The 19,096-nt window shown below is 44.4% G+C and carries 13 protein-coding genes; 6 read left to right on the top strand and 7 right to left on the bottom strand.

Going from position 1 to position 19,096, the window contains the following annotated elements:
* Nucleotides 1–64: 64 nt before the first annotated feature.
* Nucleotides 65–2,734, top strand: a complete 2,670-nt coding sequence (locus BS617_RS07925; RefSeq protein ID WP_075172301.1) for an ExeM/NucH family extracellular endonuclease — start codon at nucleotides 65–67, stop codon at nucleotides 2,732–2,734.
* A gap of 79 nt (nucleotides 2,735–2,813) precedes the next feature.
* On the opposite strand, the gene fes is transcribed toward BS617_RS07925, so the two are convergent.
* The 4 genes from fes to BS617_RS07905 form a co-directional block, all read right to left on the bottom strand.
* Nucleotides 2,814–4,430, bottom strand: coding sequence for an enterochelin esterase (fes, locus tag BS617_RS07920; protein WP_075172300.1), 1,617 nt, complete (start codon nucleotides 4,428–4,430; stop codon nucleotides 2,814–2,816).
* A gap of 53 nt (nucleotides 4,431–4,483) precedes the next feature.
* Complete coding sequence (locus BS617_RS07915; protein WP_075172299.1) at nucleotides 4,484–6,814, bottom strand: TonB-dependent receptor; 2,331 nt, start codon at nucleotides 6,812–6,814, stop codon at nucleotides 4,484–4,486.
* A gap of 134 nt (nucleotides 6,815–6,948) precedes the next feature.
* Entirely contained in the window at nucleotides 6,949–7,965 is a 1,017-nt protein-coding gene (locus tag BS617_RS07910) for a DUF4880 domain-containing protein (RefSeq protein WP_075172298.1), read from the bottom strand.
* Nucleotides 7,962–8,489: a sigma-70 family RNA polymerase sigma factor gene (locus BS617_RS07905; protein WP_075172297.1), complete on the bottom strand. Its 528-nt coding sequence runs from the start codon at nucleotides 8,487–8,489 to the stop codon at nucleotides 7,962–7,964. Before BS617_RS07905 ends, BS617_RS07910 begins: the two co-directional genes overlap by 4 nt.
* Before the next feature lie 197 nt (nucleotides 8,490–8,686).
* On the opposite strand from BS617_RS07905, the gene BS617_RS07900 reads away from it, so the two are divergent.
* The 3 genes from BS617_RS07900 (at nucleotide 8,687) to htpG (ending at nucleotide 14,919) form a co-directional block, all read left to right on the top strand.
* On the top strand, nucleotides 8,687–12,073 hold the full coding sequence (locus BS617_RS07900; RefSeq protein ID WP_075172296.1) for a VanZ family protein: 3,387 nt from the start codon (nucleotides 8,687–8,689) through the stop codon (nucleotides 12,071–12,073).
* Between the two features lie 91 nt (nucleotides 12,074–12,164).
* Nucleotides 12,165–12,887: a DUF599 domain-containing protein gene (locus tag BS617_RS07895; protein WP_075172295.1), complete on the top strand. Its 723-nt coding sequence runs from the start codon at nucleotides 12,165–12,167 to the stop codon at nucleotides 12,885–12,887.
* A gap of 112 nt (nucleotides 12,888–12,999) precedes the next feature.
* Nucleotides 13,000–14,919, top strand: coding sequence for a molecular chaperone HtpG (htpG, locus tag BS617_RS07890; RefSeq protein ID WP_075172294.1), 1,920 nt, complete (start codon nucleotides 13,000–13,002; stop codon nucleotides 14,917–14,919).
* 44 nt (nucleotides 14,920–14,963) lie between these two features.
* Here htpG and BS617_RS18250 read toward each other — a convergent pair whose 3' ends face one another.
* Together BS617_RS18250 and BS617_RS07885 are read right to left on the bottom strand one after the other, a co-directional pair.
* Nucleotides 14,964–15,134: a hypothetical protein gene (locus tag BS617_RS18250; RefSeq protein WP_170870333.1), complete on the bottom strand. Its 171-nt coding sequence runs from the start codon at nucleotides 15,132–15,134 to the stop codon at nucleotides 14,964–14,966.
* Between the two features lie 276 nt (nucleotides 15,135–15,410).
* Nucleotides 15,411–16,607: an amino acid aminotransferase gene (locus BS617_RS07885; RefSeq protein ID WP_075172293.1), complete on the bottom strand. Its 1,197-nt coding sequence runs from the start codon at nucleotides 16,605–16,607 to the stop codon at nucleotides 15,411–15,413.
* A gap of 207 nt (nucleotides 16,608–16,814) precedes the next feature.
* Between BS617_RS07885 and BS617_RS07880 the strand changes: the two genes are divergently transcribed.
* Nucleotides 16,815–17,564 carry a lytic transglycosylase domain-containing protein gene (locus tag BS617_RS07880; RefSeq protein ID WP_075172292.1) on the top strand — a complete coding sequence of 250 codons (750 nt, stop codon included), beginning with the start codon at nucleotides 16,815–16,817 and terminating at the stop codon, nucleotides 17,562–17,564.
* Nucleotides 17,565–17,573: 9 nt separating this feature from the next.
* On the opposite strand, the gene BS617_RS07875 is transcribed toward BS617_RS07880, so the two are convergent.
* Nucleotides 17,574–17,825: a hypothetical protein gene (locus tag BS617_RS07875; protein ID WP_075172291.1), complete on the bottom strand. Its 252-nt coding sequence runs from the start codon at nucleotides 17,823–17,825 to the stop codon at nucleotides 17,574–17,576.
* A 95-nt stretch (nucleotides 17,826–17,920) separates the two neighbouring features.
* On the opposite strand from BS617_RS07875, the gene BS617_RS07870 reads away from it, so the two are divergent.
* Nucleotides 17,921–19,081 carry a DUF3410 domain-containing protein gene (locus tag BS617_RS07870; protein WP_249263583.1) on the top strand — a complete coding sequence of 387 codons (1,161 nt, stop codon included), beginning with the start codon at nucleotides 17,921–17,923 and terminating at the stop codon, nucleotides 19,079–19,081.
* Nucleotides 19,082–19,096 lie beyond the last annotated feature (15 nt).

The raw sequence follows: 19,096 nt of genomic DNA, 5'->3' as shown, positions 1-19,096 counted from the left end.
GAATGACCCACAAAGTTTTTATTCTCTTGTCGATAAACTCTATCGATATACAAAAGGATAAAACATGAAACTTCGCATGCTACCCGCGATAATCGCTTCAATTATATCTTCATCGGTCTCAGCTAATGTGTTTATTTCTGAGTACATTGAAGGAAGCGGAAATAACAAAGCGATCGAGCTGTACAATAACTCCGGACAAGCTCAAAACTTAGATGGATATGCGCTAAAGTTTTACTTTAATGGCAGTACTTCCGCAGGGACGACTATTGATTTAAGCGGTCATACAATCGAACCTAACAGCACGTTTGTTATCAGCCATGCTGACGCTGTGTTTGCAGGTATGCCTTACATCAACCTCACTAACTCGGCCAGCTGGTTCAATGGCGATGACGCTATTATTCTAGAAAATGGTGAGCAAGTAATCGATAGCATTGGCCAGCTAGGTGTTGATCCTGGTAGCCAGTGGAGTGACGGCGTCGCATCTACACAAAACAACACGTTGCGACGCGCTGACGGTATCCAAGCCGGTGATACCGTTGCTGATGATGCATTTTATCCGTCTGTGGAGTGGGACGAATACGAACAGGATAACAGCGATCATTTAGGCCAATTTGGTACTGATGATACTGTAGGGGAGCCAGACACGGGTGATAGTTCCTTAGTGTGTGGTGTTGAAGCAACCCCAATCCATACCATTCAAGGTAGCAGCGATGTTTCAGCACTGGTTGACCAACCCGTTCAAATTGAGGCCATAGTTACCTTCTTAGCCCCTGACCTAGGTGGCTTTTTTGTTCAGATGGCTGACAACGAAGTTGATGCGAATGCCTCCACGTCTGAAGGCTTATTCATCTATTCTGCTAATGCCACAACTGATGTGGATGTTGCTGTTGGTGATCGTGTCCGTTTACACGGCACAGTAGGTGAGTATTACAACAAGACACAACTCACCAATGTCCAAGCGTTTGAAGTTTGTGCAACGGATCAAATACTGCCCAGCCCTGCGTTAGTTTCTCTGCCTGTGTCATCCAGTGACGAGTGGGAACAGTGGGAAGGGATGCAATTGGCTTTTGAACAAAGCTTGGTTGTTAACGAAACCTATAATCTAGCTCGCTACGGCATGCTTACCTTAGGTAGCGAGCGTGCCTTCATTCCAACTCAGGTTGCCACGCCAGGGAATGACGCAGTAGCAATGAGTTTGGCGAATGACTTAGACCAGATACTGATCGATGATGCTTCCAACACTCAAAACCCAGCCCATGTCGTTTATCCATCACCGGGCTTAGCTGCTGATAACACGGTTAGAGTAGGCGACTCCGTCTCAGGGCTTATTGGGGTGCTAGATTACAGTTACAGTGAGTGGAAAGTAATGCCCGCTGTTGAGCCGGTATTTGAGCCGACAAACCCGCGAACTGAATATCCTGAGTTGTTGCATCAAGGTAATGTCACAGTCGCATCGTTCAATGTGTTGAACTACTTCAACGGTGATGGTTTGACGGGTGAAAATGCAGATTCTGGTTTTCCTACAGCACGCGGGGCCAGTACTGTAGAAGAATTTATTAAACAACAGGCTAAGATTGTATCGGCGATCAGCCGTATCGACGCTGATATTGTTGGCTTGATGGAAATCGAAAATGACGGTTATGGTGAGCAATCAGCCATTGCGTCATTGGTTGCGGCTCTGAATGCTCACATGGGCGAAGGAACCTATGCGTTTGTTTCCCCAGGTCGTGAGCTCTTAGGCGATGATGATATTGCTGTGGGGTTGATTTATAAGCCAGCTCGAGTGTCATTGTCTGGACCGGCTATTGTCTTGGATGAAGCTAATTCTCCATTAGATAATTCCGGCGCGGTATTATTTGATACGACTAAAAACCGTCCTGTGCTTACTCAGCAGTTTGGGGTTCTGCCTGATGAAGGTAGTCTTGTGGTTGCGGTGAACCATTTTAAATCTAAAGGCTCAGACTGCGAAGCGTTAAACGATCCTGATCTTGGGGATGGTCAAGGTAACTGCAACCTGACTCGGACTAGGGCTGCTAAAGCGCTTGGTGAATGGTTAAATAACACCTATGGTGAAGAGCAGGGTTCTTTGATCATTGGTGATTTGAACAGCTACGCAAAAGAAGACCCAATAACGGCGCTCGCAGAATTTGGCTATAACAACCTGGCTGATACGCTAAACATTCAAGATTTTTATACGTATGTTTATGACGGTGAAACCGGTCAATTAGATCATGCTCTAGCCAATGCTGCACTTCAATCATCCGCTGTAAACATGACGGCTTGGCATATAAATACCGATGAACCACGCGCGTTAGACTATAACGAAGAGTATAAAACCAGTGACCAAGTAAGTGATTATTACTCTGCTGATCCTTATCGCTCATCAGATCACGATCCTGTGATTGTCGAGTTGGCGTTGTCCACGCTAAATACAGCCCCTGAAGCGGATTTTACTTTTAAAGCAAACCGCAATGGTCGCGTTAATTTTAAAGCGTGGGCACAAGATGAAGACGGAAAAGTGGTTAGCTATCGTTGGGACTTAGGTAATGGGCAAACGGCGAAGGGACGACGTGCACATGTAAACTATCGTGTTGCGGGTGATTATGATGTGACATTGACGGTAGTTGATGATCAAGGCGCAACGACGCAGGTCACTAAAACGGTTCGTGTTGAGTCACCACGTCAAACGCACTTTTGGTCTTGGTTATCGTACCTATTTTCTAAATGGTTTTAATGAGTGACCGATTAAGGGACCATCGTTAATGTATAAATGCTCGGTACTCAGTACCGAGCATTTTTTTGTTGTTTGATGGTTAATCGCTCGGTTTCTTGCCCAGTAATGAAATTAAGCCTTTTGCTAGGTTATTACGCCACTGATAATAATCATGGCCGCCTGAATATTCCTCGTATGTTGCTGTGTAGCCCTTCGTTTGTAGCAGGTTATGCAAATGCCGATTGCTCTCTAAGATATCAATAGTGCCGCGGCCCGTTTCAAATACACCAGCATTGATATAAAAACGAATAGGTTTGGTCGGTAAATGTTCAATCTGACGCGTTAGCCACTCTGGCGGTTCGTCTACCGGTGCCCACCAAAATGAGCCAGATTGGCTTAGGACAAGACCAAAGTTATCAGGATATGCAAAAGCAGTGCAGGCAGAAGCTAAACCTCCATAACTGGACCCTGATAACAGTGTGGTCTCAGGAACAAAGCTATACTTGGTTTGCTGTGTTATCCATGGTAACAACTCTTTGGCTAATGCTTTTGCAAAGATAGGGTTGCAAGGAAGCTCGCTTGACCGGGTTTCACGGCTTGGGTTGTCAATAAATACCGCAAGAGTGGGAGGGATTTGTTTGGCATTGATTAGGTTGTCCAGAATTAGCGGTGTTGGAATTTTGTGTTGATAGGCTTGGCCATCAAAAAAAATCGCTAAGGGAAAAGTGATCTGTGCGTTGTTTCTAGTTAGCTCGTCAAGCCCTGCAGGTTGGTAGATTGTTATCTTGCGTGTGTTATCAAGAAGCTCACTGTAGAAGGTTGTGTGCGTTAATTGTCCTTTAGCTGCACTTTGTTCCGTTAACCAAGACGACTGTTTCGCTTGCGGTAGTGACAATGTGGACAGTTGAGAAAATTGATCAGATGGTTTGTTTGAGTCATAAATCTCCATAATGTGGGGGTTGAGCGGGTCTTTTTGGGCCGTGCTTAATATTGAAACACGGTGTTCTGGATGTTGCTTGGGTAGCTCAGGTACATCAGGGGCCATTTGATAGGATAGACGGGTATCGTTTGGCAGCACATAACTACGAAACCAGATGTCTGAATTGCCCAAACGGTAGAGTGGATCGTGGTCAGATGAGGGCGCTCCTAAAATGCGCACGTTACGTTGTGCTCCTTTCCAAAGAAAGGTTACTAAAGATTGGTTGTCATCTATAGGCTCGATTAGAGGGGTGCCTTGTCGGGACAGTGTTTGCCAAAATGACAGAGTGGATTGTGTGTTTTGGTATGTTTGCAGCGCCGTTTTTACTAATGGGCTGGAAGGTTCTGCTTGGCTTGCTATTTGGATTTGCGTGGTTTGGTAAGCGCTTTCTGGCTTTGCTATGGTCAGTGTAAATTTGTCATCATCAGATGCAGTGACTGTAAATGTATACTTCCCTTGCTCATGGCTCACAAAGCTAAAACGTTCAAGGCCGTTCATTGATAGAAGCTTTAATTTTTTTTCATCTTTCCAAAGACTTAGCGATGACTTCTCATGTGTAGTCTTAAATTTTCCTGTTATGTATTCATCTTTGTGCAGCACGATTGAAATCGTTGCCGGAGCTGTGTCGTTGATTGATTTTTCAATATGTAATGGGCCTTGTGAGTCGCTAGACCAAGCGGTTGATGTAAACAGGCACGTGAGAAGAGCGCCTGTTAAGCTAGCGTGTTTTATTGACATAGGTTTGGCTCGGATTATTAATGATTAGGGCACGGTTGTGCCCTGATTAAGCGTTAAAATTGATAATCAAGCGTGACGCCGAGTGTGCGTGGAGCTCCTATGTTGGCTTGGCCGTTGGTAGTTACACGGTATATAACCTCTTCATTGGTTAAGTTGTTTACATAGCCACTGAGCGTCAGATCAGGGTTGATCTTGTAAGCTGTGTGGAGGTTTACGGTTGTGTAGCCATCAACTTCTGTTTCTTCTGTATTTGATGCATCTGAATAATACCCATCTACAAAGTGCGCGTTGGCACCCCACGACCACTTAGCGTGTATATCATGATCAAAACCCAAATTGGCAGTTAGGTTGGGTGCATACCCAAATTCGTTACCTTGGAGGCTTTCATATCCAGACTTGGTGTCAGTGATCTTGCTATTTAGCCAGCCCAAGGAGCCAAATACACGCAAACTTGGAGTAGGTTGCGCATTAGCTTCCAATTCAAGGCCATAACTTTCTGCTTTGGATAAATTAGTAAAACGTGGAGCAACGTAAGCGAGGTAACCGTCGAATTGATTATAAAATACGCTGGCACTGAGGTTGAGTCGGTTATCCAGTAAAGCTGAGCGTATGCCAGCTTCGTAGGTTGTTACCCGTTCTTCATCAAACGTATAAAACTCACTATCATCCCAGTCTAATGCTCCGCCACCGGCGTTGTATCCGCGACGCGCCGTTAGGCTCAAGGTCGAGTTAGCTGATAGGTGGTAAGCGAGACCAATTTTAGGTAAGAAGATATTTTTTGCATGGTCTAAATCTACCTCGCCTTGCCATGCGGTACCAGGCCAAGCCACTATGTCCCTGGTTTGATGCTCACGTTCTAGACGCCCGCCGGCAATGAGGTCTAATTTATCACTGAGACTCAGCGTGGTTTCACCAAAAAGTGCAACGGTCGTTATCTTATCGGTTCCGTCGAAACCGCCATCGTAGATTAGAATGTCTTCATTTTTTGTATAGTAGTAAAGCCCAACTACACCCGAGAGTAAGCCCTCAGCAGGCTCGTAGGTAAGGCGTGATTCAAAAGTGGTGCTGTTTTCTTCTAAATCCATGTAAAACAAGCTTGGGTATTGAGTAAACTCTGATTGGTAGCGTTGGTGACCGAGTAAAAGATGAGCTGTCAAATCATCATTCAGTAGATATTGAATATCTAAACTTAGCCCTGTTTCTTCGGAGTTTTGAAGGCGTGTGTTGTTATTGTCGCCATCAAAGTTATAGTCACTGAAATCAGGACCGTTGATGTAGTTTAAATATTCACCATCAGCATTTCGTTGGGTTAGTGTCAGTTTTGCGGATAGCTCGGGGATGGCTAAAGGTTCCCATAACAGTTTGGCGCGGATGCTCTGAGAGGTTGATTCATTTGGGTCTTTAGGCCATTCACTTTCTGATAAGTGGTAGTTGATGAAGCTGTCACCTGATAAGCGTTCAGCAGCAATACGAACAGCTAGCTCATCTTCAATTAATGGGCCTGAAATAACGGCTGCAATTTGGTATTTTCCATCTTGGTTTTCATAGCCTGTGCGTACTTTGCCTTGCCACTCATAATCAGGATCATTAGTCGTGACAACTATGGCACCGCCTAGGGTGTTACGGCCTTGCGTAGTGGATTGTGGCCCACGTAAGACTTCGACTTGTTTCGTATCCCACAAGCCTGTGTTGATATAGCGAACGCCAGTCCATGATTCGGATAAGCCATCAACTGATGTGCTTACGCGCGGTCTGCCTCCTGATATAAAGCTAAATACGCCCTGTGCAGCCCCCGCACCATCAACACCTCGGATATTAGGTACACCAAACGGATGTTGAATTACGTTAGGCACACGTTCAATCACTTCATTTACTTCTTTGTAATGGTTTTCTTGAAGCTGGTCGCCCGTTATTACGGAGACAGATGATACGGTTTCACTTAAGGAGCGATTAACTTTTTCGCCGGTTACAGTAATGTTATCCATCTGCCAAGTGGTTGCCGAAGATGGAATTAATACTTGCTCTTTCATCAGCGTGTAACAGCCGTCTGCGTTTCGAATAGCCGCTAGTCCAGAATCATGCAATAGTGCATCAAGAGCCGCTTGAGGTGTATATACGCCTTGGATTGGCTTCCCTTGCTTGCCGCGAAGTAATGAGCCATCAGCGGCTAGATAGATGTGTGTTGCAGCCGCTAAATGATTTAATTGTGACGCTAAATCACCTTGCTTTATGTTTAACTCATAAGCGTTGGGCTGCGCAGCGTGTACATTGGTTGATATGGGCAAGCTACTGATGGATATCGCGGTAATAGATAAGCCTACCGCTAAGCATTGAGCCGGTAGTTTCTTCTTACGAGAGAGTTGTTTTTTAACATCGAAAGTCATAGTCAATAGCGCTCATTTGGGATTCAAATAATATGTTTAGGGGTGTGTAAACAGCAAAACAGCTCATACCTAACTGCTTGTGTTATTTATAAATCGAACCAAATGAGAAAAAGGGAACCCTGCTATACATGTTTTTAGGCGACAGGCTCTATGAGGGTCCACAAAGGGGTTAGGTGTCTTATTTGAACGGGTAGAACGTTTTGTAGCATGCTCAATGCCAGTGGAGTGTTATCAAGCGGGAAGCTGCCCATCACTAACAGTTGTTTTATAGAGGGGTGACAGTTTACGTAGCTTGAGTGGTGTTGGTTAATCACGGATGCCCAATGCTCTAGCGTCATGTTGTTTGCTTGTAGAATGTTGTTAGTCCACGCTAAATCTATCGGCGATACTTCCTGGATCGAGCTAAATGCGGTTCTCGAACAGAGCACTTTTTGTCCAGCGTCTAGCACTAAACTAGCCTTATCATTGTGCCGGCAAATATCGGCGCTGCCGTTAATAACAGCCACGCTGGTAGTGCTGTCTTGAACTTGAATATCTGGTGATTGGCGAATCACGAGGTGTGTATGCTGTAATTTAATAGCGTGGTTCTTCATCATAATTGTTGCAGGGACACTTGAGGCTGCCTGTTGAATGGCTAAGTCTCCAGCAAGCAGCGTGATATGGCTTTCACTAGGGGAGTGTGACCATTTTATTCCGCTATTAATGGCTAGTGTTATTCGTGTTCCGTCTGCCATTTGATAGTTAATTGCTTTGCGTTGGCTGTTACTGAAATCGCTGCGATAGGGCAGAGTCCATTCGTTGATAAGCCCCATTTCATGTGCTTGCCATGCGCCAGCAATAAAGGGAAGTGACGCTAACCCCTTTACAATACTCCGGCGAGTGGTTTTTGTTTTATTAGCTGGGATATCGAAATGGTTGGCGTTTATCAGTTGTTGAGAGATGCCGAGTTCGTTTGGCGTATCGAAACTGCGCAACGACGATAGGCTGTCAGTGATCGACTCAACTTGTTGCCAAGCTGCTCGGTTGTCTGGGTCTTGATTGAGCCATTGTGCCCACTGTTCCTGATCGTGTGTTGTCGTGTTGTCTGAGTTAAGTATGCTGTACCAGACGGCGGCTTCATTGAGGATCTTGTAAGATTCGGGTGGCTTCATGGTTCGGTGGTAGCCGTATCGAGCTGAGCTTTAAATATAAGGCACTTTAGCATGGCCTCTGCCATATACTTTTTTACCATGCGTTCAGAAACATGTATTACGGCTGCAATTTCTGCATAGGTAAGACCGTCGAGCTGGGATAACAAGAATGCTGTACGAGCATTGCTTGAAAGCTCTCGCAGCATACAATCGACGTCTATCATCAGCTCTAACAGTACAGCTTGTTGCTCAGGGGAATGGACGGTAGCGTGAGGGCGAGCAGCTAACGTCTCTAACCATACTTGTTTGATTTGTTCATGACGCCAGTAATCAATACACATCCCGTTAGCCATTTTGCTTAAATAAGACTGAGCTGCTGTGTAACTGTCAAAGTTGATGGGACGTTTGAGCAACCGCAGAAAAGCATCCTGCGCTAAATCGGCGGCGTCGTCGCAATTACCCAACTTAAACCGAAACAAGTTTAGCAACCACGGCTGATGCTGCTGATACATGGCCGCTAAGTTTTTCAAATGGAGGGTAGACATTTAGCCGCCTGTTTCACTGCTGTTATGATAAGATTAAGCCTAATGATAATAATTATCATTAATAATTCAAGATGAATTAAAGCCTTTAATAAAATAAGTGAGTCATTCGGGCTTAGATAAATCATGTTAGGATTTACGCTTAGGATTAAGCGCTGTATAACTAGCGATGAAAGGGTTTACGATTAAAAGGATTTTGGATGGCTCCCATGAGGGATATACCCGTTAAGTTACGTCCGTTATTTTTGGTTTTTGCGTTGGCATCAACCTTATTTGTTGTTTACGGCAGCTTAGTTCCTTTTGTTCTTCGTCCACACTCATTTGCAGAAGCCTTAGCGCTTTTTTCTGATATTCGATACCTACAGTTAGGCGCCTCCTCGCGTGCGGATTTATTAGCTAACGCCATCATATATATCCCGGTTAGTCTATTTTGGATGGCTGTATTAGCACCGGACGGACGTTTTAGGTTTAAACGGGCTCAAGTTATTATTGCATTAGCAGCCATGGTGGCATTGAGTGTGCTTGTTGAATTTATTCAGGTTTATGTTGCCCCGCGAACCGTATCTAAAAACGACATTATTTCTGAGTCTGTAGGTATCATTACTGGGGCGCTCGTTTGGGCTTTTTGGGGCAGTTGGCTGAGTCAGGGTATCCAACGTTTATTGCTCAAAGGGCGCATATCATGTGATAGCTTGTTACTGTTTTTTGCCTTAGCGGTATTGGGCTACTCTTTGTTACCGTTTGACTTCTTCATCTCTGCTGGCGAAATTAAACAGGCTATCCAACAAAGGGGGATGCCGCTGTTGGGGACATTCAGCAGTGGCGATTCTTTTGGTATGTCGGCTCGTGAGGTGTTGATCGGGTGCCTTGAGTTTTCAATCGCAACTGCGTTGGGTTTTGTTACTTACCATACAAATATTGCTAAGCGTTTTGCTCGCGGCCAAATTGTTTTATTGGCCTTTTTGCTCTTTGCTTTTATTGAAGTGTTACAGTTTTTTGAGTATTCAGGGAACAGTACGTTAACGTCCGCGTTAGTTAAAACGGGTGGTGTTTATGTCGGTTTGCATCTAGCTGGCTTGCTGACGCATCAAACATTTTTAGATTGTCTTCGTATTTATCGTGATCGCTTTCCCTTTGTATGGCCTGCTTATATGGCATTGGCTCTTTTTATAAAGGGCTGGTCATTAATGCCTGCGTTTGATTTGCCTGCTATCGCTCACATTATGTCCGAAATGTCCTTTATTCCTTTCTATTATCACTATTTCACAACTGAGATGGCTGCGTTTAAAAGTGCATTGCTGCAAGTTGCCCTGATTAGTCCATTGACTTTGTTTTGGTGGAGTATTGATAAAACGGCAATAGCGAACCATCTGTTAATCCCTACCCGGCAATGGAAACGTCTTCCAAAACGTATGTGGTTGGGGGCATTGTTAGCGTTAGGGGTTGAAGTCGGTGGTTTACTTTGGGCGAGTTTGCGACCTGACTTAACAAACATTTTAATTATCGCAATGGCAATTCCCTTTATATATGGCTTTTTGGAGCTCATGTATCGCAGTGTTTACCGTGTAGATTCTAAAGTGTTCCAGTTTACAGGGCGTACTTTAACGAGAGAGACGTCATCTACCCATGAAGATCCCTATCACTTTGCCAACAACTCGGTGATTTCTGGGTGGCGTGCTTACATTCCTAATTTTAGTCAGGCGAGTTTAGGGCGAATTAGCTTTGCTATGGTGGCGTGGGGAGCTGCAGGTATTTACTGTATCAATTATCCCATATCACCTGTTTTATTATGCCTCTTTGGGTTGGCATATATCGCGGTTTTACAGCGCTCTCCGATGATGGCTTTGGTGGTTATTCCGGCGGGGATCCCCTTGTTGGATTGGTACCCTATGTCGGGCCGGTTCTTTTTGACTGAGCTAGACTTTATTATTTTGCTAACCCTCGGTAGTCAATACTTAGCAGGTCACTATGATGTAAATATTGTGCGTAAAAATAGACCATTATGGTTGCTGGTTATTATTACGAGTCTCGTTTATGTGGTTAGTGTGGTTCATGCTCTCTGGGGGCACACTCTATGGGATAATAACGCGACTACTTCTTTTTACAGTCCGGTTAATGCAGTTCGTTTGAGTAAAGCATGGATATGGTTTGTGCTGTTGTTACCTGTGATTGCGTTCTTTTTTAAACATAATCAAAAGAGTTTTTTGCGCTTCACACAAGGCGTGCTACTTGGTCTTGCTGGTTTGTTGTTAGCGGTAATAGCTGAGCGTTATTTATTTACGGGATTATTTGATTTTGAAACAGTGATGCATCGTGTGCGTGGGAGCTTTGTTACCATGCATACGGGTGGCGGCCATATCGATATTTTTTTAATCACTACCATTCCGTTCCTTTTATATCCATTTATAACCCGTGCCGGTCATAGAATGCGCTTGCTGGCCTTATGTGTGTTATTGGTGGCCTTGTATGGTGTGTTTGTGACCTATTCCCGTGGGCCTTATTTGGTTGCTAGCCTAGTTGGCTGTGTAATGTTAGCTAGCTACATGTTGGCGGTGAGGAAGCATGTTTCTGTTCGCTGGGTGGCAGGCATATCTGTATTGGTATTTAGCTTGGCCGCTAGTTGGGTGGCCATCCCGTTTGTTTTTGATTCGTTTTTGACTCAAAGACTGTCGATAGCCACTCAAGATAAGGACACACGTGTTAATCAATGGGCTAGAGTTGCGAATCTAGTTAATGGTTCGGCTATGTCGTATGCCTTTGGAAACGGACCTGGGACGTTACCGCGTTCTATTATGCTAGATAATATTAATACAGACATGCCCAATGCGATGCATGACCTGATAACGAATGAAGATAATACATTCTTGGCTTTGAGTGCAGGTCGTTCATTGTTTACCAATCAATATGTATCGGTAGAGCAGGGTAAGCGTTACGAGTATCATTTTCGGTACCGCAGCCCAGAAGCTCGTGCTTTGTTACGTTTCTCACTGTGCGAGAAGTGGATAGATGACTCATTTAGGTGCCAAGAAACAGCTACCGAACTGCCCCCTAGTAATGAGTGGAAGAGCGCGACTTACTCCGTGTTAATTGATGCCTTTCCAGCCGTCCCTTTACGCGACAGCGCTGTAAGTATGCGCCCTAAAACGTTAGGTATATCAGTGGCAGGGCAAACTCGAATGCTGCTCGATGATCTTGAACTTTTAGACATGTCGGGTCGTTCGTTGCTGAAAAATGGTAACTTTTCGGCGGGCAACGATTTTTGGTTCATTACCAGTGATAACCATTTAGATTGGCATGCTAAAAACCTTATCGTCAATATCTATCATGATCAGGGAATTGCTGGGGTATTATCCTTTGCCGCTTTTATTGCGTTTAGCTTATGGGTCTTATTAAAACAGTTACTGAACCATAATCGACATGCAGTGATTATGCTGGGGGCGTTGTCCGGATATCTAGGTGTGGGTATGGTCGCGAGTGCTTTTGAAGTACCACAGTTAGCTTTGTTGCTTTATTTGTTGCTCGCTGTGATTCATACGCTGCCCCTAATGCCATCGGCCTCTAAAGAAGCATCAGGAAGTATTAGTTAGCGATAAATATATTCTAATATCAGATAGATACATTGAGAATCTACAAGCTTGCTCTACAATAGCCAATATTAGACTTTATATGGATGACGCCATGTCGCTGGTGAATGTTTTTTTTCAACAAAATGCTATGAATCTTGTTGCGCTATTGTGGTTTTTTCTATGTTTTCGCGGCTACATGATTTATGCGAAAAAAGCGATGTATACCACGCCGTGCTTGTCCAGTGTGCTTCACATGTATCGTCACGAATGGATGGTGAAGCTACATGAACGCGAAAACCGTATCGCCGATAATGCGGGTATTGCCAACTTAGAGCGCAGTGTTTCGTTTTTTGCGTCGACTACCATGCTGATCTTAGCTGGCTTAATGACGGTTTTAGGCTCGACTGATAAGGCTATTGATGTGATTGCCGATATTCCCTTTGCTGTTCAGGCAACCCGGGAAGAGTGGGAGATCAAAATAGTCATGATGATTGTTTTATTTGTTTATGCCTTTTTTAAGTTTACCTGGAGCCTACGTCAGTACGGCTTCGTCACGGTGATGATCGGTGGTGTTCCGCGTCCTGCGGATGGCGTCTCTGCCCAAGTCTGCCAAGCCAATGCTGCCCGCATAGCAAAAATGACATCTTTAGCCGCTAATAATTTTAACAATGGTTTGCGGACTTATTACTTCAGCCAAGCGATGCTAGGCTGGTTTATTAACCCTATTTTGTTTATGGGGCTGTCCACTTTAATTGTCTATATCTTGTATCGACGTGAGTTCAAATCGTCCACTCTTAAAACATTGATGATGTCAGTGGAGCCTGACACTAAGTAATTTTTTACGGTTTTCTGCAGGTTAATTTCCGATAGCCCTTGAAGTTTGTTCGTATGTCCCCATCTTCGGTGTAAGTCATTAACATTCCGGAAAGAGATAGGGTACGGAAATTATGAGCACTGAAACGCAGAAAGAAACACGTGGCTTTCAAACAGAAGTCAAACAACTATTAAATCTTATGATCCACTCTTTATATTCCAATAAAGAGATCTTTTTGCGCGAGTTAATCTCGAACGCATCGGACGCTTCAGAAAAGCTTCGTTATGAAGCGCTATCCAATGGCGACCTTTACGAAAATGATGGCGATCTAAAAATACATGTCAGCTTTGATGAAGCGGCTAAAACCGTCACTATCGAAGACAACGGTATTGGTATGTCACGTGATAACGTGATTGAGCATTTAGGTACGATTGCCAACTCAGGTACAGCGAATTTCTTAAACCAATTAAGTGGTGATCAGGCTAAAGATAGCCAATTGATTGGTCAGTTTGGTGTTGGCTTTTACTCAGCTTTTATTGTGGCTAAAAAAGTAGATGTTTTCACACGTCGTGCAGGTCAGCCAAGCACGGAAGGTGTGCATTGGAGTTCTGAGGGTGAAGGCGAGTTCACAATCGAAAGTATCGATAAGCCAAGCCGTGGTACAAAAATTGTTTTACACCTAAAAGAAGGTGAAGAAGAGTTTGCCAATGGTGCTCGTTTACGCAACTTAGTGCGCAAATACTCAGACCATATTGCTCTACCTGTTGTAATGCAAAAAGAAGCGCCTTTAGGTGAAGAGCAAGACGGCGAAGAAAAAGCCGTAGCAGAGCCAGAAGACGAAACAGTTAACAGTGCAACAGCGCTGTGGACTCGCAATAAAGCAGATGTAACAGACGAAGAGTATGCTGAATTTTATAAGCACATCTCTCATGATTACAACACGCCTCTAACGTGGGCACACAACCGCGTTGAGGGTAATCTTGAATATACAAGCTTGTTGTATGTGCCTGAACATGCGCCTTACGACCTGTGGAACCGTGAAGCGCCACGCGGTTTGAAATTATATGTTCAGCGTGTATTTATTATGGATCAGGCTGATCAATTCTTACCGTTATATTTGCGTTTTATAAAGGGTGTTGTTGATACTAATAACCTTTCCCTAAACGTATCGCGTGAAATATTACAAAAAGATCCTAATGTCGATAAATTGCGTACGGCATTAACTAAGCGCGTTTTAGATATGCTGGCTAAAATGGGTAAAAATGAGCCAGAAAAATACGCTGAGTTTTGGTCGCAGTTTGGCGGTGTGCTTAAAGAAGGCCCAGCTGAAGATTATACAAACCGTGAGAAAATTCTTAAGCTTCTGCGCTTCGCTTCAACACAAAGTGAAGGCAAAGAGCCTACTGTTTCACTAGAAGACTATGTGGGCCGTATGCAAGAAGGTCAGAAGAAGATCTACTATGTAACGGCTGAGAACTACAACACGGCTAAAAATAGCCCGCATCTTGAGATTTTCCGTAAGAAAGGTATTGAGGTTCTTCTACTAACTGAGCGTATCGACGAATGGATGATGAGCCATATCTTCGATTTTGAAGGTACATCCTTCCAAGACGTTGCTAAAGGCGAGTTAGAGTTAGACGATGCCGCTAGTGAAGAAGACAAAAAAGCTCAAGAAGAGGCGGCTAAGAAGAGTGAAGGCTTAATTGAGCGCTTAAAAGAGCGCTTAACCGAAAAAGTATCTGACGTTCGTGTCACTACGCGCCTGACCGAATCTCCTGCCTGCCTAGTGCTTAACGCCTACGATATGGGTGCGCAAATGCGCCAAATCATGCAGGCGGCAGGGCAAGAGTTGCCAGATACTAAACCTGTATTCGAAATTAATGTTGAGCATCCATTAATTCAGAAATTGGACCAAGAAGTAGACGAAGATCGTTTTGGTGAGTTGGCTCTGGTTATTTTTGATCAGGCTGATTTAGCGGCGGGCGGTCAGTTAGATGATCCAGCTTCTTACGTGGCTCGGTTAAATAAATTGCTGCTTGAGTTAAGCCAGTAATGTAAAAAGTGGTGTACAAAAAAGCGGGCTTTAGGCCCGCTTTTTTATGCTGATTCTTTAAGTTTTTTTAAAGTAATCCGCAATCGAATACAACATGCTTGGTTTAGCTTTCGGTCTAGCCATTGCCATCTCTGCATATCAGAGGTGGTATGGAATTCAGGCAGAGCCCACGACTCGTAAGCTTCAACCTTCTTTAAAATATAGTTTGGGGACATGCCGCACCTCCTGTGCAAACTTAATCCTAACTACGTTGATCGTAATGAATCGATATTATATTAGTACACAATTTTAATTCGGGGTTCATTAAAAATTGTTTTTTTAATCAATTATGAACAATTGTAAATATTTGATTTTAAATGGTGACAGTTTTCGCGTTTTAATAGGACGGCGTCTTCTTATTTGTATCTAAAAAAATACACTTTAATTATCGCCTTCTTTTAGAAAGCGATAATTAATAGAGTTCACTCATACTGTCAGGTGTTGGAATATAACTAAGGCTTAACGACTGAACTAATGGCTTCTGCGACATAATCAATATTGTGCGGGTTTAAACCGGCAATACTGATACGGCTAGAATCTACCATATAGATCGAATAATCGTCCCTTAACTGATGTACTTGCTCTGGTGTAACGCCCAAAAATGAGAACATGCCTTTTTGCTTTGGAATAAAGCTGAAGTCAGTTTGACAGCCAGTTGCTGCTATTTGTTGGCTTAGCCGAGCACGCATATCGTTGATTCGAACACAGACGTCGTTGAGTTCTTGCTTCCACATCTGTGTCAGCGAAGAGTCGTCTAAAATGGTTTCTACAATCGATGCGCCATGGGCTGGTGGCATGGAGTAGTTACTGCGAATAACGTTCATGAGGTTGCTTGCGGTAACTTTTGAGGCGTCAGCTGATGCTGAAATCACCATAACTGCACCCGTGCGCTCGCGATACAAACCAAAGTTTTTAGAACACGACGATGCGATAATCATTTCGGGCAACTGGTTAGCCAATAAGCGCAGACCGTAGGCGTCTTCATCTAAGCCGTCGCCTAACCCTTGATAAGCGATGTCAATGAAAGGAATCAGGTTTTTACGTAGCAGAAGATCGGCTATTGTTTGCCATTGTTGTTGGTTTAGGTCAGCGCCGCATGGGTTGTGACAGCAACCATGTAATAGAACAATGTCTCCTTCTTTAGCTTCTTCTAACGTTGCTAGCATACTATCAAAGCGTATTTCTTTAGCTGCATTGTCATAGTAAGGGTAGGTTGCTGTGGTGAGGCCTGCAGCGCTAAAGGTCGGAACGTGGTTGGCCCAAGTAGGGTCACTTACCCACATGGTAGCTGAAGGAGCGCTGCGGTTAATTAATTCCGCGGCTACACGTAAAGCACCACAGCCACCGGGTGTTTGAGCTGAAACTAAGCGGTTATCTTTAATGGTAGGGTGGTCGTAACCTAACAGTAAGCCAGCAATATGGTGGTTAAATAGTTCGGATCCGGCCGGCCCTATGTAAACCTTACTGGTTTGTGATGAGAGCATTTTTTGTTCGGCTTCTCTTACCGCTGCCATAATAGGTGTGTGCCCCTGCTCATTCTTGTAGACGCCCACACCCAAATCTACTTTAAGTGGGTTTGGATCGTTTCTACACTGAACCATGAGTTTTAAAATGGGGTCAGCCGGCAGTGCACGCAAGGCTTCGAACATGATGATCTCCTTAAGCTCCCTTATACAAGGTAACGCATGAAATAGGGGAGTCGATTTTTTTATTAGCGTAAATGATGCCGCGCATTTTCGCTAGACGTAATGGGGATTACAAGGGGAATGGCTCTAATTTATTAATATATGGCCGATATAATTGGTTATAATGGTTGTCGTGTAAATGATTGAATGTATGGGGGCTTTAGAAGAAGGATGAAGTGGAGCGTTGGGGATAACCTAAGCATTCTGACCGCGCCCTTTGTGTTTGGGGTCATAGGATTGCACTTAATGGCGGCGGGCAATTGGGCTAGCGCAGGTGAGATACGTAAAATTGTGCGTGCTGATGGGGTTGTCGAGTACACTAACGTCCCAACTAACCAACGAAAAACACCTATTAAAACCAATGCTTCAAAGGCTGAATCTATTTACAAGTATCGGCAAGACAATGGTGTTCTTACTATTACCAACGTAAAGCCGAAAAAAGGTATTCAGTACGAAACTATCCGATATGAATGTTATGCCTGTAACCCTTCGTCTACAGTGGACTGGTATAACACGCCCATTAATACGAAAGCCTATTCATCATCCGTTGCGGCGGCGGCTAAAACCTATAATGTTGACCCTGCTTTGATACGGGCCATTATCCATGCTGAGTCCTCGTTCAAAGTGACAGCTAAATCGCATCAAGGCGCACAAGGGCTTATGCAGCTTATGCCTGCGACGGCCCGTTATTTAGGGGTTGGGAACCCTTTTGATGCATCAGAAAATATTATGGGTGGTGCGAAATACCTAGCCGAATTGCTAGCGCTATATGCGGGTGATATTAAACGAGCCTCCGCTGCCTATAACGCTGGACCGGGAGCTGTTAAAAAATACAATGGCGTACCGCCTTATGCCGAGACTAAAGCGTACGTAAAACGGGTGGGAATACTGCATAAGCGCTATCAGCAGGCGCTGCGTTAGTACAGCTTCCTATTCAAAACGAAAGCCGAGTTGCTCTTCAGAGCTGATCGTTTTTTTATAGCCTTGGGCACGCATCTCTTTATTGAGTGATTTAACTAGGCTCCGTGCCAGCATGTAGTCATTCATGACGGTGTGAGTGCAGACTTCTTTATGTGTAGACTGCACTATGCCTCTTGTTTGAGAGACTACCCAGTCACCCACCAGATCTTGATAAAGGCGAATAACGAGATATTCCTGATTTTTACGCCAATAAATTAACACAAAGGATTACCGTTCAACGTTGTGCCAATGCACACTATAATGGCGCGCCATTGAGCCTTAAAGCTGCGCATTTGTAAAGACCGGAGAGATAGTAATTGAATAACCCATTAAAAATAGTGGCAGATGAAAACATGCCAGCATTGGATACGATGTTCAATGGCTTTTCTGTGACAAGGGTAGCCGGTCGTACCATGTCTGCCAAAGATGTTGAAACAGCTGATGTGTTGTTGGTTCGATCAGTAACTCAAGTCAATGAGGCACTGCTATCGCGTGCTAAACACTTGAAGATGGTAGGAACTGCAACCATTGGAATGGACCACCTTGATCAAGCGTATTTGTTGGATAGAGGTATCCCTTTCTTCAATGCACCAGGGTGTAACGCTGAAGCGGTTGTTGATTACGTGCTGGCCGCCATTCATAACTTATTACCAGAGGATTTCCCGTTGCGAGGGCTAACGGTAGGCATTATTGGTGCCGGTAATGTTGGTGGTCGTTTACAGAAAAGATTGAGCCTCGCCGGTATAAATACACTTGTCTGTGATCCGCCAAGAGCGCTAGCAGAAGGGGAGGAAGGCTTTACACGTTTAGATACGTTACTGTCTAACAGTGATGTTGTTTGCATGCACACCCCATTAACGACGGTCGGAAGCTTTGCAACTTATCACATGTTAGGTGAAGCGGAACTTAGACTGTTAAAGCCGGGAGCTGTACTCATTAACGCCGGCCGTGGGCCTGTTGTTGATAACCAGGCACTATCTCGCGTCATGGATCAACGTAACGACTTAATTGTTGCGCTGGATGTGTGGGAGCACGAACCTAGCGTAGATAAAGACTTAGCGGATAAAGTAGCCTTGGGTTCTCCTCATATTGCCGGATACAGCTTAGATGGAAAGTTGCGAGGTACTTATATGTTACGTGAGCGACTTTCTGAACTCCTGGGTATAGCGGCTCCACCACCATTACGTGAGCTTCTGCCCCTAGCCCCCATTTCTTCGGTTACCGTTACGGAGTCTGCTAGTGTGTTGGATGTCATATCCGTTGTTTACTCAGTAGTCAGTGATGACAGGCGTTTTCGACGGAGCTTGTCAGCGGTTAATCAAGCCGCTAGTTTTGATCTACTGCGAAAAAATTATCCAGTGCGTCGTGAGTTTTCCACGTTAACAGTGAATGGGGTGGTTGATCCTTACAAGCGTCAGTTGCTGTCTGCATTCGGTTTTAATCTTTCGCCCGTTAGCACGCATGTACCGTCAGAGTAAGGCCAAATAAAAACT

The organism is Neptunomonas phycophila (genome assembly GCF_001922575.1).
In the GTDB taxonomy this organism is placed as follows: domain Bacteria; phylum Pseudomonadota; class Gammaproteobacteria; order Pseudomonadales; family Balneatricaceae; genus Neptunomonas; species Neptunomonas phycophila.
This window is presented reverse-complemented; position numbering and strand designations above follow the sequence as displayed.